The sequence below is a fragment of the Sorangium sp. So ce834 genome (assembly GCF_051521425.1).
Classification (GTDB): domain Bacteria; phylum Myxococcota_A; class Polyangia; order Polyangiales; family Polyangiaceae; genus Sorangium; species Sorangium cellulosum_D.
Map to the genome: position 1 here is coordinate 5,454,600 of NZ_CP150351.1, position 15,080 is coordinate 5,469,679.

The 15,080-nt window shown below is 71.7% G+C and carries 8 protein-coding genes; 4 read left to right on the plus strand and 4 right to left on the minus strand.

Annotated features, from left to right (window positions below):
- Positions 1–24 precede the first annotated feature (24 nt).
- Positions 25–1,038: a hypothetical protein gene (locus WMF20_RS19630; protein WP_437615782.1), complete on the minus strand. Its 1,014-nt coding sequence runs from the start codon at positions 1,036–1,038 to the stop codon at positions 25–27.
- 280 nt (positions 1,039–1,318) lie between these two features.
- On the opposite strand from WMF20_RS19630, the gene WMF20_RS19635 reads away from it, so the two are divergent.
- On the plus strand, positions 1,319–4,168 hold the full coding sequence (locus WMF20_RS19635; RefSeq protein ID WP_437615784.1) for an nSTAND1 domain-containing NTPase: 2,850 nt from the start codon (positions 1,319–1,321) through the stop codon (positions 4,166–4,168).
- A 175-nt stretch (positions 4,169–4,343) separates the two neighbouring features.
- Here the strand turns inward: WMF20_RS19635 and WMF20_RS19640 are convergent, their stop codons facing one another.
- From WMF20_RS19640 to pheS, 3 genes are all read right to left on the minus strand, one after another.
- The gene (locus tag WMF20_RS19640) at positions 4,344–6,737 is read right to left on the minus strand and encodes a glucosyltransferase-I (RefSeq protein WP_437615786.1); all 2,394 of its coding nucleotides are present in this window, start codon (positions 6,735–6,737) and stop codon (positions 4,344–4,346) included.
- Between the two features lie 783 nt (positions 6,738–7,520).
- Complete coding sequence (gene pheT / locus WMF20_RS19645; protein ID WP_437615788.1) at positions 7,521–9,974, minus strand: phenylalanine--tRNA ligase subunit beta; 2,454 nt, start codon at positions 9,972–9,974, stop codon at positions 7,521–7,523.
- 31 nt (positions 9,975–10,005) lie between these two features.
- The gene (pheS, locus tag WMF20_RS19650) at positions 10,006–11,055 is read right to left on the minus strand and encodes a phenylalanine--tRNA ligase subunit alpha (protein ID WP_437615790.1); all 1,050 of its coding nucleotides are present in this window, start codon (positions 11,053–11,055) and stop codon (positions 10,006–10,008) included.
- 534 nt (positions 11,056–11,589) lie between these two features.
- Between pheS and WMF20_RS19655 the strand changes: the two genes are divergently transcribed.
- The 3 genes from WMF20_RS19655 to WMF20_RS19665 are packed head-to-tail and all read left to right on the plus strand — an operon-like array spanning position 11,590 to position 14,621.
- On the plus strand, positions 11,590–12,642 hold the full coding sequence (locus WMF20_RS19655) for a TRAP transporter substrate-binding protein (protein WP_129575848.1): 1,053 nt from the start codon (positions 11,590–11,592) through the stop codon (positions 12,640–12,642).
- Positions 12,642–13,307: a TRAP transporter small permease gene (locus WMF20_RS19660; RefSeq protein ID WP_437617144.1), complete on the plus strand. Its 666-nt coding sequence runs from the start codon at positions 12,642–12,644 to the stop codon at positions 13,305–13,307. The genes WMF20_RS19655 and WMF20_RS19660 overlap by 1 nt, the downstream gene beginning before the upstream one ends.
- Before the next feature lie 21 nt (positions 13,308–13,328).
- On the plus strand, positions 13,329–14,621 hold the full coding sequence (locus WMF20_RS19665; RefSeq protein WP_129575850.1) for a TRAP transporter large permease: 1,293 nt from the start codon (positions 13,329–13,331) through the stop codon (positions 14,619–14,621).
- Positions 14,622–15,080: the final 459 nt, after the last annotated feature.

Genomic DNA, 15,080 nt, shown 5'->3' on the forward strand with positions numbered 1-15,080 from the left:
TACCTCGCCTTTCCCTCGGTCGGATCAGAACACGACCCGGCCGGACAGCATCGCACCCTCGAGCGACGCGGCGGGCCGGAGCTCGATCTTCACGCCGCCGCGATCCGGGGCGCGGTAGGCCTCGGGCCTGTTCATGAAGAGCAGGACCGTCCCCGTGATCACGGTCGCTCCGCCGGCGACGAGGGCGCCGATCCCCAGTCGGTTCTCGAGGACGCTGCGATCGTACGCGTCGCGATCGAACGCTTCGCACGTCGGAAAGCAGCCGTCCCGGAGGCGCCGGTGGGCCTCTTCGTGGTCCGTGTCGGCATGCCACATCAGCGCGCCGCCCGCGACGCCCAGGGCCGCGCCCGCCCCGAGCGTGGCCCACGGGATCCATGTGGCCCACCGCGGCCTGCTGACGACGGTATCGGCGCTCAGGGCGATCTGGCCCGAGGCCTCCTGGCCGGCGAAGACGAGGATGGGCTTGACGACGGTCGAATAGCCGTCCTTTCTCGCCGTGATGACGTGCTCTCCCGGCATGACCATCCGGTGCTCGGCGCCGGGGCCGACGAACCAGGGCTGGCCATCCATCAGCACGACGGCGCCCGGCTCGTCACAGCGGATCTCGATGGCGGCGAGCTCCCGCTCGACGAGCGCTCGCATCGCCGCGCGCGCCTCCTGCTCCTTCTCGGCGTCGAGCGAGCCGGTCCCCCAGCGCAGGGCGAGGCGCAGGTTCTCGTGGGCCAGGAGGGGCAGGCCCATGAGCTTCAACACCCGCCCGAGATAGAGCCGGAGCTCGGGCTGCTCCCAGGCAGCGAGCGCCTCCTCGTACTTGGCCCGCGCCTCGGCGAGCATCGCGCGCCGGTGCAGCTCGCGCGCCTCTTCGAAGAGCGCCTGCGCCCGCTGCTTTCGCTCCTCGGAGACGCCCTGGTGCCATGGCCCTGGCGGCGCCTCCTCGGCGCGCGCCGGCCCAGCGCACAGGGCCACGAGGGCGATCGGCAGGAGGAGCTGCGCTGTCGAGAGCACGAATCGAACGGGTCGCTTGGGGGTCGTCGTCATGACAGCTGACCGCCTCCTTGGGGCGTCCGTGGGACCTGCGCTTCCGCACCCGCTCGGCGCGCGCGCAGGCTCGCCGGTCACGTCGCGCGCATATCGCGGAGCGCAAGGAGAGGAGAGGCGACGATCGCACGGGCGCTCCTGCCCAGCAAGCCGGCGCCCGGACGTGCCGTCGGGGGCCTGGGCCGCTCGGAGCCGGGTGATCGGACCGGAGGCCGTGTGGGAGCGGCGCGGTCGTGCTCCGTCGTGTGAAAGGGATGCTGCCGCGCGCCGGAACGGTACTATGCTCCCGGCCGTGGTCGCGGGCGCTCGCGAGATGATCAGGACCCAGACGATGCGCGCGACGGTCGACACGCCGCCGTCGCGCGAGCCAGGCAAGTCGCCGCCGTCCGCCGGCGCCCGCATCGGCCATTACGAGCTCCTGCGCGAGCTCGGCCGGGGAGGCATGGGCGTCGTCTTCCTGGCGCGCGACCTCCGGCTCGCTCGCCTCGTCGCGATCAAGCTCCTCACGAAGCTGAGCAGCACTGGAGTCCAGCGCTTCCTCGCCGAAGCGCAGGCCACCGCGCGCTGCAAGCACGAGCATATCGTGACGATCCACGAGGTGAACGAGCACGACGGATTCCCGTACATGGTGCTCGAGTACATCGAGGGGCAGAGCTTCCGTGCGTGGATGAAGCAGCGCAAGCCCGCCGACGCCCCCGGCCGGGCGCGGGCGGCGCCGGTCCCGCCCGGCCTGGCCGTCGAGATGATGGTCCCCGTCGTGCGCGCGCTCGCGAGCGCGCACGCGTCCGGCATCGTCCATCGCGATCTCAAGCCGGAGAACGTCATGCTGGACGCCTCGGGCGCGATCAAGGTGGTCGATTTCGGCATCGCCAAGCTGCGCGACGACGCGACGAGCCTGGTCGCCGAGCGCCCCGCCGTCGACGACGTGCGCCTGACGCACCCGGGAGCGGCGGTCGGCACGCTGCCTTATATGTCCCCCGAGCAGTGGGAAGGGCGGGATATCGACCCGTCGACCGACGTCTGGGCCGTGGGCATCATGCTTTACGAGCTCGTGCTCGGCGCTCATCCGCTCGCGCCGTGCAGGATGCCGGACCTCGTCGCGGTGCCGCGCCTCGACGAGCCGATGCCCGAGGTCGGCGCGCGCCACCCGGAGGTCGGCGCGCTCGGCGTGATCATCGACCGCTGCCTGCGCAAGCGCAAGGCCGAGCGGTACGCCTCCGCCGAGGAGCTCCTGACCGATCTCTTGCCCCTCCTGCCCGGGCGCCGGGAGATCCACCTCGGCAGCGACGAGAGCCCGTTCGCCGGCCTCTCGTCCTTCCAGGAGGCCGACGCCGACCGCTTCTTCGGCCGCGCGCAGGACCTCGCGGGCGTCGTCGCGCGCCTGCGCAGCCAGCCGCTGCTCGCGATCGCGGGCGCGTCGGGCGTGGGGAAGTCGTCGCTCGTGCGGGCGGGGGTGATCCCGGCGCTCAAGCGCTCCGGCGAGGGCTGGGAGGCGCTGGTCCTCCGGCCCGGGCGCGAGCCGCTGGCGGCGCTCGCGGAGCTCCTCGGCAGCCCTGCGGTGACGCTGAGCACCGACGTGCAGGCGCTCGCCGTCGACAGCGGCGCGGGGACGCGCGCGGCCCTGGTGGAGCGGCTGCGCGGCGAGCCGGGCCTGCTCGGCGCCGCGCTGCGCGGGTGGGCGGCCCGGGCGCAGCGGCGCCTCTTGCTGTTCATCGATCAGTTCGAGGAGCTCGTCACGCTCGGCGCCCCGGCCGACGAGCGCGCGGCGTTCCTCGCGTGCCTGGAGGGCATCGCCGACGACGCGTCCTCTCCGCTCCGGGTCGTCCTGTCGGTGCGGTCGGATTTCCTCGAGCGGATGGCCGAGCACGAGCACTTCATGGCGGCGATGACCCGCGGCCTCGTGTTCCTCCGGCCGATGGGGCGCGAGGGGCTGCGCGAGGCGCTGGTCAAGCCGGTGGAGGCGGCCAGGTACGAGATCGAGGACCCGGCGATGGTCGAGGGCATCCTCGAGGCGCTGGCGAGCACGCGCGGGGCGCTGCCGCTGCTGCAGTTCACGGCGGCGAGGCTCTGGGAGATGCGCGATCGCGGGCGGCGGCTGCTGACGCGGGTGAGCTACGAGGCGATAGGCGGCGTGGCGGGCGCGCTGGCGAGCCACGCCGACACGCTCCTGGCGGGGATGAGCGAGCGCCAGGCGAAGCTCGCGCGGGCGGTCCTGGAGCGGCTGGTGACGCCGGAGCGGACGCGGGCCGTGGCCAGCCTGGGCGAGCTGTGCGAGCTGCCCGGGGACCCGGGCGAGATCGAGCGGGTCGTGGGGCAGCTGGCCGACGGGCGGCTCGTGGCGATCGAGAAGGGGAGCGACCGCGCGGGCAGCACGGTGGAGCTGGTGCACGAGTCGCTGATCGAGCGGTGGCCGACGCTCAAGCGCTGGCTCGACGAGAGCCAGGAGGACGCCGCGTTCCTGGACCGGCTGCGCGCGGCGGCGAGGCTGTGGGACGCGAGCGGCCGCGCCGCGGACACGCTCTGGCGCGGCAACGTCGCGAAGGAGGCGCGCGGCTTTCGCGAGCGCTACCGGGGCGCGCTGCCGGAGCGGGAGCGGCTCTTCCTGGAGGCGGTGCTCCGGCTCGCGGACGAGACGCGGCGCCGGAGGCGCCGGCTCGTCTCCGGGACGATCGCGGCGCTGTCGTTCCTGGTGGTCGCGGCGGGGGCGGGGATCGTGAAGCTGACCCGGCAGAACGGGGTGATCACGGCGCAGCTCGACGCGATCCGCAGGACCGAGGAGACGCTGAAGAAGGCGCTCGCGAGCGAGGAGGCGGAGCGGAGCGCGGCCGAGAGGGCGCGGCACGAGAGCGAGGCCGAGCGGAGGCGGGCCGAGGCGATGCAGCGCGAGGCGGAGGAGGCCCGGGACCGCGCCAAGGCCGAGGTCGAGCGGGCCCGCGTGGCGGCGGGCGAGGCGCGGGCGGCGCGGGACACGGCGCAGCGGTCCGAGGTCGAGGCGCGAAAGGCCGAGGCGAAGGCCACCGAGGAGGAGCGGAAGGCGAGGGCGGCGGCGGAGGCGATGCTGCAGAGCAAGCGCGAGCAGGAGCACCTGATCCAGCGGACCGTGGGGAAGATCGACGAGAAGTTGAAGTAGCCGACGCCGCCGGAGCCGCGCCTCGGGGGGGTGGGGGACGGCCTCGTCACGTCGCGACGGTCGTCCCGCGGCGGCGAGGTCGGCGCAGAGGGGCGGTGAGGAGGGCGCTCCAGACATCGTTTTTCGGGGTGCGGCGCGCTGCGCTGGAGCGCTCCGTGGGCTCGAGGCGGCGCGGCTACAGCGGCGGCGCCGTCCGGCTGTGACGGTAGATGGCGCCGCCGTCGCCGACGACGAAGGACGAGCTCCCAGCGCCCCACCCCGCGACGAGAGGGCGGTCTGTCGTGGAGTTGAGCTTGATCCAGGAGATCCCGTCGTAGTGCAGGAGCGTGCCGAACGCACCCACGGCATAGACATCCTGCGGCCCGGTCCCCCACACGTTGTACAGATCGACCAGCGTGGTCGAGTCCATTTTCTGCCAGCTCTGGCCATCGTAGTGCAGGATCGTGCCGCCGTACCCCACGGCATAGATATCCTGCGGCCCGGTCCCCCACAGGTTGTTCAACATTGTCGATGTGGGCGGGTCTTTCTCTTCCTGCCAGTCCCGGCCGTCGTAATGCAGGATCGTGCCGCCCTCGCCCACGGCGAAGACATCCGTCGGCCCGGTCCCCCACACGCCACGGAGCCACGGCAGCGATTCGGCCTGGTGCATGTCCTGCCAGCTCTCGCCGTCGTAGTGCAGGATCGTGCCGCCGTACCCCACGGCGAAGACATCCCGCGGCCCGCTCCCCCACACGCCAGACAACGGTTGCAGCCCTGTGGGCACGGTCATGGGCTGCCAGTCCCGGCCGTCGTAGTGCAGCGCCGTTCCGTTGGAACCCACGGCGAAGACGTCCCGCGGCCCGCTGCCCCACACGTCGCTCAACGCGTCCGACGTGGGCGAGCTCATGGCCTGCCAGTCCTGGCCGTCGTAGTGCAGGATCGTGCCCTTGTCACTCACGGCGAAGACATCCTGCAGATCGCTCCCCCACACGCTGGACAGCCAGTCCGACGTGGGCGAGGCCATGGGCTGCCAGCTCTGGCCGTTGTAGCTCAGGATGGCGCCGCTGTCGCCCACGACGAAGACATCCCGCGGCCCGCTCCCCCACACGCCAGACAGCTGTTCCACCGAGATGGGCAAGGGCATGTGCTGCCAGCCCTCGCCGTCGTAGTGCAGAATATTGCCCAGATGACCCACGGCAAAGACGTTCTGCGGCCCGCTCCCCCACACGTCGAAGAACGCCTCCACCCGTGTGGGCAAGGTCATGGGCCGCCATTCCTGGCCGTCGTGGCGCAGGATCGTGCTGTCGTCACCCACGACGAAGACATCCCGCGGCCCGCTCCCCCACACGCCCCTCATCGTGATGAATTCCGAGATGGGCGAGGTCATGGGCTGCCATTCCTGACCGTCGTAATGCAGGATCGTCCCATAGCCCACGGCAAAGACGTCCTCCGGCCCGCTCCCCCACACGTCGTTCAGCGTGGCTGACGTGCGCGAGGCCATGCGCTGCCACGTTTGGCCGTCGTAGCGCAGGATCGCGCCGTTATCACCCACGGCAAAGACCTCCCGCGGCCCGCTCCCCCACACGCCCTTGATCGCGATCGGGTCCGAGCCGGGCGACGTCATGGGCTGCCATTCATGACCGTCGTAGTGCAGGATCGTGCCGCCGTACCCCACGGCAAAGACGTCCTCCGGCCCGCTCCCCCACACGCCGTTCAGCGTGGCTGACGTGGGCGACGCCATGGTCCGCCAGTCCTGACCGTTGTAGTGCAGGATCGCGCCGTTGATGCCCACGGCGAAGACATCCTGCGGCCCGCTCTCCCACACGCCGTTCAGCGGCCCCGATGTAACAGGATCCTGCCGACGCCAGTTCCAGCTTCCGCACGAACCGACGGACAGGTCATCGCAGGAGCTGGTGCACCCCGGACGGCCGAAATCGTAGCGCAGGTTGACGCAGGACGTCGTGACCGTCACGCCGGGATCGCAGGCTTCATCCTGTGCCAGCTTTCCGTCGCCGCAATGCACCTTGCAGTCGCGCCTGCAATACCCGCGAAGCTCCGCGTTCTGGCCGCCGCGGCACATGGGGTCGGTCGACTCGATCTCGTCAGCGCCGCAGTCGCAGGTCTCCCCGCGGTTCACGTCGACGATGCCGTTGCCGCAGCGCTCGTCGGACGTGCAGTCGGCGCTGCATCCGTCGTCGCCTCGATCGTTGCCGTCATCACAGATCTCGCCCCGCACACCGTCGACGACGCCGTTGCCGCAGCGCTCGTCGGACGTGCAGTCGGCGCTGCATCCGTCGCCGTCGTTCGTGTTCCCGTCGTCGCAGACCTCGTCGTCCTCGGGGATCCCGTTGCCACAGCTGTGGCCGTAGCCGGGGACGACACACTGGGGTCTGCCGTTGGTCGGCAGGACGCATTCATGGTCGATCGGGCAAAAGCTGTCACCGCAAGAGACCGCGCCCTGGAGGCATGCACCCGTGGCGGCGATCGGCGCCATCACGATCGCCATGGCCACGACGTGACGAGGCGCCCAGCCGCCCCGCGGAGGGCGCGCGACGACGCTCCGGCTCCGCTCCATGCTCCGCCTGCGCATCCATGCCCACATCGTGCCCTCGTCGCTTTCTCTCTCATCGGCCCGGCAGATCGCGCCGGGTCATCGCAAGGCCAGGGCCGCCGCTCCGGCGGCGCCGCCAAGGAGATATCGAGGAACGAGCGCGCGGTCCACGGGCGGCATCTCCAGCACGGAGCAAGCAGCAGGCCACATGCCGCCTTGGCACGGCCGCGGGCCGCGAGCGTGCACCCGCTGCGCGCTGAGCCGTCGCGTCTGCTGTCCTCGTGGGCGACGCGCGGCGGCGTCGGGCGCGCCGCCTCGATGTCGCCGGGGCGCAGGGCCGGCGCGATGGCAATCCTTGCCGCGCCTCTGCCACCGGCGATGGCAATCTTTGCCATGAGGGCAACGCTTGCCACCTGGGAAGCCCCACGCCGGCAACCCGAGGTCTGAGGCGAAGATGGCTCCAGACCCGGGGGCCCCCCGGGAGGCTCGGGCGCGAAACGCCAGCGCGGGGCGGTTCAGGGCAACGCGGTGGCGGTTCGGGGCGACGCGGTGGCGGTTCAGGGCGACGCGGTGGCGGTTCGGGGCGACGCGGTGGCGGTTCAGGGCGACGCGGTGGCGGCTTCGGCTGTCATGGTCCCGTCGACGCCTGCGATAGCCTGCCTTCCTGGAACCTGGCCTACCGGACGCGCCGGAGCATACGAGTCGCTGAAACCGAGCCTTGAGCCGTCCGCATCCGCGCCGCCGAGCGCTCGGGCGCCCTCCACGGCGTGCCGCAGCGGATCCACCGCCGCCCGCCGCCCGCTCACCGCGCCTCGCCCGGCTTCAGCGCTGCTGCGCCCCGAACCGCGCCTTCGCCGCGTCCACCGCGGCCTTCGTCCACCGATCGACCTCCTCGTCGGTCAGCGTCCGCTCCGGCGACCTGAACCACAGCGCGAACCCGAGCGAGTGCGTCCCCGGCGGGAGCTCGCCGCCGCGGTACCGGTCGAACAGCTCGACCTTCTCGCAGCGCTCCCCGGCCGTCGTCCGCAGCAGCTCCAGCACCTGGCCCGCCGGCACGTCCAGCGGCAAGAGGAGCGCCACGTCGTGCCGCATCGCCGGGAACCGGCTCGGCTTCGCGGCCACCGGCGCGCGGTAGGCCGCCGCCACCGCCGCGAGATCGAGCTCCGCCACCACAGCCCCGGTCGTGATCTCCAGCGCGTCGCGCACGTCCGGGTGGAGCTCCGCCACGTACCCCACGGCGCGGCCGTCGAGCGTGACGCGCGCGCCCTTGCGCGGGTGCGCCCACGGCGGCGGCTCGCCCTCGAGGTCGAGCTCCGGCGCCACGCTGCCCGCGAGCTCCGCCAGCACCGCCTCGACCACGCCCTTGCCGTCGTAGAAGTCGACGTCCTCGGGCCGCGTGAGATAGCTGTCGCGCGGCCCCGCGAGCAGGACCGTCAGCCGGGTCGGCTCGTCCACCGGCGGCCGCTCGACCCGCGCCTTCTGGCCCGCGCCGTCCGCGCCGCCCGCGCCGCCCTGGCGCGGCAGGAACACCTGGCTCACCTCGAACAGCCGCACCCGCGGCACGTTGTACCGCTGCGAGCGCTGCGCGACCGTGAGCAGCCCCGGGACGAGCGACGGCCGCATCACCGACTTCTCCTCGGAGAGCGGGTTCAGCAGCCGGAGGAGCGGCTCGACCTCGAAGCGCGACGCCCTCAGCTCCTGCGGCGACAGGAACGAGTACGTCACCGCCTCGTGCAGGCCGATCCCGGTGCAGATCTGGCGCACCCTGCGCCGGAGCCGGTAATCGCCCCGGGCGCCCGCGGGCGCCGCGCCCACGCGCGGGAGGCTGCTCGGGATCTGGTCGTAGCCGGCGACGCGCGCCACCTCCTCGATGAGGTCGATCTCCTCGACGATGTCGGGCCGGTGCGCCGGCACCTCGACGAGCAGCCGATCCGCCTGCTGCTCCACGATCGAGGCCCCGAGCGTCTCCAGGATCTCGCGCGTCCGCGGCGGCGCCTCGGCGCCGATGATGCGCTTGTACCGCGGCAGCCGCAGCGTCAGCCGGCGCGGGGCGCGGGGCGCGACGTACGCGTCGATCGGCTCGCCCGCCGCCTCGGCGCCGGCGAGCTCGCAGATGAGCGCGGTCCCGCGATCGCGCGACAGCGGCACCCCCGAGAGGTCGACCTCCCGTTCGAAGCGGTGCGACGCCTCGGTGTGGAAGCCGTAGCGCCGCGCCGACCTGCGGATCCCGCGCGGCTCGAAGTACGCCGACTCGAGGAACACCCGGCGCGTCGTCGCGGTGACGCCGCTGTCCGCGCCGCCGATCACGCCGGCCAGCGCCACCACGCGCTCCGCGTCGGCGATCACGAGGTCGTCCTCGTTCAGGGACAGCTTCTGCCCGTCGAGCGCGACGAACGCCTCGCCCTGCCGCGCCCTCCGGATCTCGATCGGCAGCCGCAGCGCGTCGAGATCGAAGGCGTGGAGCGGCTGCCCCCGCTCGAGCATCACCAGGTTCGTCGCGTCGACGACGTTCGTGATCGGCCGGACCCCGAGGCGGCCGAGGCGCACCCGCGCCCAGAGCGGCGAGGGACCGACGCTGACGCCCTCGATCACCTGGCCGGCATACCGGGGGCAGCGCTCCTTGTCGCGCACCTCCACGCTCGCGCGCGCCGCGCCGCCGCTCGCCTGCGGCCGCGCGACCGCCGGCGGCTGGAAGGGGACGCCGAGCACCGCGGCCACGTCCCGGGCCACGCCCAGGTGGCCCAGCGCGTCCGGCCGGTTGGGGGTGACGCTGAGCTCGATGATCCAGTCCTCGAGGCGCGGCTCCCAGTCGAGCAGCGATTGCCCCGGACGCCCGCCCTCGATGATCAACAGGCCCTCGTGGCTCGACCCGAGCCCGAGCTCGTCCTCGGCGCAGAGCATGCCGGCCGACGGGACGCCGGCGACCGCCTTCTCGGTCAGCGTGACGAGCGCGCCGCTGCGGTCGAGGACCTGCGCCCCCACCGGCGCATAGCAGACGAGCGCGCCGGCGCCGGGGGCCGGGACGTTCTGCGCGCCGCACACCACCTCGACGCCTCCGCCGGCGCCGCCGGTGTCCACGCGGACCAGCGTGAGGCCCTTCTTGCTCGGGTGGGGCCGCGTCGCCTCGACGCTCGCGAGGACCACCGGGCGCAGCGCGGCGCCGACGTGCGTCACGCGGTCGACCTCGAGCCCGCCGCGGCCGAGCGCCGACGTCACCGCGTCGACGCCGGGATCGGCGCCGAGGATCTCTTGAAGCCACTTGTACGATATCAACATGGGAGTCGGGCTCCGGCGCGAGGGGAGTCGCCTAGAGGCTTCCGAGGAAGCGGACGTCGTTCTCGTAGAAGGCGCGGATGTCGTCGACGGCGAACTTCATGTTGGCCGTGCGATCCACGCCGATGCCGAACGCCAGCCCCGTGTAGAGCTCCGGGTCGATTCCGACGTTCCGGAGCACCGTCGGGTGGACCATGCCGCACCCGAGCACCTCCAGCCAGCCGGTGCCCTTGCACTGCGGACAGGCGCGGTTCGCGCCGTAGCAGACGAGGCAGGAGACATCGAGCTCGGCGCTCGGCTCGGTGAAGGGGAAGTAGCTCGGCCGGAAGCGCGTCCTCGTGTTCTCGCCGAACATCCGGCGGCTGTAGACCTCGAGCAGGCCCTTGAGGTCGCCGAGGGACACGTCGCGGTCGACGACGAGCCCCTCGATCTGCACGAACATGGGGCTGTGGCTGGCGTCGTCGTCGCGCCGGTAGACGACGCCCGGCGCGACGATCATGACCGGCGGAGGGTGGGAGAGCATCTCGCGCACCTGCACCGGGCTCGTGTGCGTGCGGAGGAGCACGTTCTGGCCCGGATCGCCGGCCACGTAGAACGTGTCGTGCATGTCCATGGCCGGGTGATCCGCCGGGAACCCGAGGAGATCGAAGTTGTAGCGCGCGAGCTCGATCTGCGGCCCCTCGGCGACGTCGAACCCGAGCCCGACGAAGATATCCACGATCTCGTCGAGGGTCCGCATGATGGGGTGCGGCCGGCCGGGCGCGCGCCAGCGGCCGGGCAGGGTGATATCGAGGGGCGGCGCGGAGAGCTCGCGATCGCGCGCGGCCCGCTTGATCCGAGCGGTCGCCTCCTCGCGGGCGCGCTCCACGCGGCCCTTGACCGCGTTGAGGCGCTGGCCGAGCGCCTTGCGCTCCTCGGGCGCCGCCCCGGGCAGCTGCTTCATCAGGGCATTGAGCGAGCCGCGGCGCCCGAGCAGGCTGGCATACAGGCGGTTCAGCTCATCGAGATCGCCGACGGCGGCGAACTGGACGTCCACCGTGCGATCGACCTCGTCGATGAGGCGGCCGAGTTCGGGACCACTCATTGCCGCCCCCTTACCCCAGAGCCCCTGGCAACGCAAGACATGACCACCCGCGCTGCGCCGCCGCGTGCGGGACGTCCGGTGCGCGGGCGGCGGCGACGGAGCGCGCCGCGCGGCGCGTGGCGCGTGGAGGGGAGGGGCCGGCGGCCATCGCCCGAGGCGAACGCCCGATCCGCGCGGCGCCGCGCCCCGCGCCGCGCGGGCGGCGCGCGACGGCGCCGCGCAACAGCGGTTGTCACCACGGTCAACTCCGGGTTGACATCGCCGCCTTCTTCATCGCGCTCGGTTACCTGCTCGGCGCCCTCCTCGCCTCCCATGCGCTCGCCACGCTGGCCCGTCCCGCGCCTACGGGAGGGCGCAGATCCCTCCCTGGCGCAGCGATTGCAAAACCGCGGTCCATTTGCCGAGCGCCCCTGAGCTCCGCATGCGGCCGCCGTCGAGGCGTGCCTGCCGCGGGCTGCCATCGGCCTCCGGGCCGCCGCGCCGCGCCGCGCGGTTCAACCCTCACCGATAACCCCGATTCCAGCGTGCATCGATATGGACAAGAAAGCCGTCTCCTTCCTCGTGCTCGGTTGCCTGCTGGGGACCATCGTCACCTCCGGCGCCTTCTCCGTGCTGGCCCGCCCCGCGTCGGCGGAGGGCGCTGGTGAAAGGCAAGCTGCCGGCGCGGCGAGCGCCGGCACGAAGAGAGTGGTCCTGAAGCTGTCGCACGCGCTCGATCAGGCGCATCCGGTGCACGTCGCCATGGAGTACATGGCGAAGCAGCTCGACAAGAAATCCGGCGGCGCCGTGCAACTGCAGATCTTCCCGAACGGGCAGCTGGGCAGCGAGACCGAGAGCATCGAGCAGGTTCAGCGAGGTGCGCTGGCGATGGTCAAGACCTCCACGGCGCCGCTCGAGAGCTTCATCCCGGAGATGGCGCTCTTCGGGCTGCCGTACCTCTTCCGGGACGAGGACCATTTCTGGAAGGTGCTCCTCGGCGACGTGGGCAAGGAGCTCGCCGCGGCCGGGGCGAAGGTGGGCGTGAGGGGCCTCTGCTACTACGACTCCGGGAGCCGGAGCTTCTACACGACGGACGCGCCCGTCATGAGCCCCGCGGATCTCCAGGGCAAGAAGATCCGCGTCATGAAGAGCAAGACCGCGATGGACATGGTCTCGCAGATGGGCGCCGCGCCGACGCCGATCGCGTTCGGCGAGCTGTATTCCGCGCTGCAGCAAGGGATGGTCGACGGGGCCGAGAACAACCCGCCCAGCCTCTTCACGAGCCGCCACTTCGAGGTCACGAAGCACTACTCGCTCGACGAGCACACGAGCATCCCCGACATCATCCTGTTCAGCCAGAAGATCTGGGAGTCGCTGAGCCCCGAGGTCCAGCGGTGGATCCAGGAGGCGGCCGATGAGTCGGCCGTCTTCCAGCGCGAGGCGTGGAAGAAGAGCACTCAGGAATCCCTCGACGCGCTGAAGAAGGCAGGGGTGACCATCCACCGGCCGGACAAGGAGCCGTTCCGCAAGCAGGTCCAGCCCATGTACGACCGTATCGAGGGCACGGAGCTCAGCAAGCTGGTGAAGCGCGTCCAGGAGGTCGAGTGATGGACGCCCAGGAGCGCAGGGTAGGGCTCCTGCTCGACGAGGAGACGAGCGCTCCTCAGGAGCCCCCGTCGCCCGTACGAGCGCCGGAGGTGGGCCGGGATGGCCCGGCCGGCGCGCCGAGCGCGGGGCGTCGAGCGCCGGCCGTCGCCGGGCCGCTGCACAGGCTGCACGCGGGCCTGATCAGGGCGCTGGAGGTCGTGCTCGTCGCCGCGTTCGCGGTGCTCACGCTCGACACCCTCTGGGGCGTCTTCTCCCGCTACGTGCTCGGCAACCAGAGCCGCTGGACCGAGGAGCTCGCCATCTATCTCCTGGTCTGGATCTCGCTCCTCGGCGCCGGGCTCGCCTACGGCGAGAAAGCGCACCTCGGCGTCGACTACTTCGTCGGCAAGATGGATCCGGCGGCCCAGCGCGTCGCGGCGATCGCCATCGAGCTCCTGGTGGCGTCCTTCGCCGCGTTCGCGCTGATCTACGGCGGCTGGACGCTCGTCGTCAAGACGCTCGAGTCCAAGCAGACGTCGCCCGCGCTCGACATCCAGGTGGGCTACGCGTACCTGGCCGTGCCCATCAGCGGGGTCTTCTTCCTCATGTTTTGCATCGAAAACCTGGTGGAGCTGTTCACCGGGCGGGTGTCGCCGAGGAGAGGCGAGCCCGTCACCGACGCGTAACCTTCCAGAGCCGGGCCCGCCATGGAAATCCAAGTCCTCATCCTCGTCTTCAGCTTCTTCGCGCTGCTCCTCCTCAACGTGCCGGTCGCCGTCTGTATCGGCCTCTCCACGGTGCTGACGATCGCCTCGCTGGGCGACGTGCCCACGGCCTACATCGTGGCGCAGCGCATCTCGACCGGCATCGCCAGCTTCCCGCTGCTCGCCATTCCCTTCTTCGTCCTGTCTGGCCTGCTCATGGGCGAAGGGGGCATGGCCCGCCGGCTCATGGATTTCGCGAGCGCCGTGGTCGGCCGCTTCCACGGCGGCCTCTCGTACGTCAACACGCTGACGTGCATGCTCTTCGGGGCCGTCTCGGGCTCGGCGGCGGCGGCGGTCTCCTCCATCGGCGGATTCATGATCCCCGAGATGGAGCGAAAGAACTACGGGAGGGAGTTCAGCGTCGCGCTGACCACGACCTCGGCCACCACCGGGCTGCTCATCCCCCCGAGCAACATCATGATCGTCTATGCCGTGGTCGCCGGGAATGTGTCGGTGGCCGCGCTGTTCCTGGCCGGCGTCGTTCCGGGCCTCCTCGTGGGCCTGAGCATCATGGTCGTGGCGTTCCTGGCCAACCGCAAGCAGCCGGTGGGCGTGAGCGAGAAGGTCCCGCTCCGCGAGGTCGCGCGGAGCTTCGCCCAGGCGATCCCCAGCTTGCTCCTGATCCTGATCGTCATGGGCGGGATCCTCGCCGGGGTGTTCACGGCGACCGAGGCCAGCGCGGTGTCGGTGGCCTACGCATTCCTGCTGGGGACGCTGTTCTATCGTGAGGTCAAGCTCAGGGACATGCCGCGTATCCTGCTCAAGTCCGCCAAGACCACGGCGGTGGTGATGATCCTGGTGGGGGCCAGCCAGGCCATGAGCTGGGTGCTCGCCTTCGAGCAGGTGCCCCAGAGCGTCAGCCAGGCGATGCTGGGGATCTCCCAGAGCCCGTTCGCGACGCTGCTCATCATCAACGTGCTCCTGCTCGTCGTGGGCACCTTCATGGACATGACGCCCGCGGTCCTGATCTTCACGCCCATCTTCCTCCCGGTCGTCATGGGGATGGGCATCGACCCGGTGCACTTCGGCGTCCTGATGGTCACGAACCTGTGCATCGGCCTGTGCACCCCGCCGGTGGGCACCTGCCTGTTCGTGGGCTGCGGCGTCGGCAAGACCACGATCGCGAGGGTGGTCCGGCCGATGCTGCCGATGTTCGCCGCCATGATCGTCGCGCTGATGCTCATCAGCTACGTGCCCCAGCTCTCGCTCTGGCTCCCGGCACAGTTCAACCTCTGAGGCGCGCCCCCGCGCCCGCCCCGCCCCGCGTCGGCAGGGCGGGAAGGCCGCTCTCGACGCCGACACCGCCCCGCGCACCGCCGGAGGAGCTCCGCTCCGGCGCTCCTTCAAACCCCTCCTCGCATCGCAAGCTCATCGGGCGCTCGCGGCGCCCGCGGGCGCCCGTGCGCGACAGCGCCGGATCCTGCGCGCGTCAACCACGGTTGTCGCCTATGTCAACCCGTGGTTTACGGCGTCGCGCGGGAAGTCGCGTGTCGTTCAGGCGGAGCGCGCCACGTCATCGCCGGGGCGCCTCGGCGGCGCCGTGCGCTCGTGTCGAACCCGGCCCAAAGCGGCTGCGGACGAGCCCGGGCTCGGAGCGCCACATCGCACGTCGCGCGCGCCACGGCGTCGCGACGGTGCCGTGTGCCGTTGGATCGTGGTTTGCAATCGAGCATGGACGCTGCCAGCGCACCACAC